This is a genomic window from Microvirga roseola (assembly GCF_020866965.1).
Taxonomy (GTDB): Bacteria; Pseudomonadota; Alphaproteobacteria; order Rhizobiales; family Beijerinckiaceae; genus Microvirga; species Microvirga roseola.
Genome location: NZ_JAJATX010000210.1, coordinates 1 through 411 on the forward strand (window position 1 = coordinate 1; position 411 = coordinate 411).

The 411-nt window shown below is 64.0% G+C and carries 1 protein-coding gene; it reads left to right on the plus strand.

Translation table 11 applies throughout. The features are described from left to right. Positions 1–384, plus strand: a 384-nt coding sequence (locus LG661_RS24920) for a transposase (protein ID WP_230534672.1), incomplete at its 5' end; no start/stop codon positions are given. Positions 385–411: the final 27 nt, after the last annotated feature.

Here is a 411-nt window from a genome sequence, read left to right on the forward strand (position 1 = left end):
CAAGTGATCGCCCTGACCGGCGTCGAGCCAGAGCGGGTTTATGTTGACCGCGGCTTTCGCGGGCACGATTACGACAAGAAGGAGCGGGTGTTCATCGCCGGCCAGCGCCGCGGCCTCACACCGACCATGAGACGGGAGCTGAGACGCCGGTCTGCAATCGAGCCGATGATCGGGCACATGAAGGCGGACGGGCGGCTGGGGCGCAATCACCTGCTCGGATCGGCCGGCGACGCGATGGACGCGCTGCTGGTGGCGGCCGGGCACAATCTGCGCCTGGTCCTGAACTGGCTCAGGCTTTTTGTCGCCTGGCTCATTGCAGCCCTGATCAGTTCATCGGCGCAACCGGATACGTCCCACGAACCCTGGAATCCAATTGCCGCCTGATCAAACGGCATTGTTCAGGGCCGACTA